Here is a 947-nt window from a genome sequence, read left to right on the forward strand (position 1 = left end):
CAATTACGGTTCATAAGCCCGTTGAAGTAGATGCCCGCGTGATGATTTCAAATTTAAATATTTCCGTCCCCAATGGTTTAAAGGACGAAATCAGAGACGCAGTCAATCAAGCCCTTGAACGCTATGCCAAACAGCAACGCTTGGCTATAGCCTCTAGCCTTTCGGATTAAACACCATGATGTTAGCTTTGGGTGGTTTTATTTTTTCGATTGAAACAGCTGCTTATCAAACACTTGATATGTCTTATGGGGTTCCATGGGTAGAGCAAGGACGATTGGGGCGCAAAGCAGCTCTTCAATTGCCTGCCGTTGCAAATGCGGAATTTTCTTTAACTGGTGTGATTTATCCAGATTTCAAAGGTGGTCATAGACAGCTCGAATATTTACGGCAAATGGCACATGAAGGACCTCACATTCTTGTGACTGGTCAAGGCAAAATCTTAGGTAAGTTTGTCATTCTTTCTGTAGAGGAAAAACAAAGCATTTTTCATCATAATGGCATCCCCAAAAAACAAGAATTTACAATAAAGTTGAGAGAATATGGTGAAGAGCTATGAGTGATCTTTACGTAACAAAAGAAGGCGATATGGTTGATGCCATTTGCTGGAGATACTATGCAAAGGGTCAACAAGCCCTTGCTGTTGAACGCGTTTATGCAGCAAACTTTGGTCTTGCAGACTATGGACCCATTTTAAAAGCAGGTATCACGATACTCTTACCAACCCTCCCCTATCCGAAAGCCACACCAGTGATCAGAATTTGGGGTAGCAAATCATGAAACCTTTTTGCACAGTGATGGCAAATGGAGAGGACATTACAAGAACGCTGATGGACTATGTTTTGTCGATTGAAATTACCGATGAAGCAGAAAACAAAAGTGATCGTATCACTATAGAGCTTGATGACCGTGCGCGTGACAGTGATAACGGCTTTCTTGATATTCCTCTT

At 41.7% G+C, this 947-nt stretch carries 2 protein-coding genes and 1 pseudogene; all 3 read left to right on the forward strand.

Going from position 1 to position 947, the window contains the following annotated elements; translation table 11 throughout:
• Positions 1-175 precede the first annotated feature (175 nt).
• Positions 176-556 (forward strand): phage tail protein, encoded by a 381-nt coding sequence (locus ACFIJL_RS09985; protein ID WP_375624492.1) that lies wholly within the window; start codon positions 176-178, stop codon positions 554-556.
• Positions 553-777, forward strand: a complete 225-nt coding sequence (locus tag ACFIJL_RS09990) for a tail protein X (protein ID WP_273789860.1) — start codon at positions 553-555, stop codon at positions 775-777. The genes ACFIJL_RS09985 and ACFIJL_RS09990 overlap by 4 nt, the downstream gene beginning before the upstream one ends.
• Positions 774-947, forward strand: a pseudogene (locus tag ACFIJL_RS09995) (late control protein); the annotation flags it as partial. The gene ACFIJL_RS09990 and the pseudogene ACFIJL_RS09995, both read left to right, overlap by 4 nt.

Origin of the sequence: Bartonella sp. TT119HLJHH (assembly GCF_042193385.1) — a bacterium.
Taxonomy (GTDB): Bacteria; Pseudomonadota; Alphaproteobacteria; order Rhizobiales; family Rhizobiaceae; genus Bartonella.

What these genes read in the sequence shown, in the direction of transcription:
- ACFIJL_RS09985 (WP_375624492.1), top strand. Translation starts at nt 176, where the DNA reads ATGATGTTAGCTTTGGGTGGTTTTATTTTTTCGATTGAAACAGCTGCT.
- ACFIJL_RS09990 (WP_273789860.1), top strand. Translation starts at nt 553, where the DNA reads ATGAGTGATCTTTACGTAACAAAAGAAGGCGATATGGTTGATGCCATT.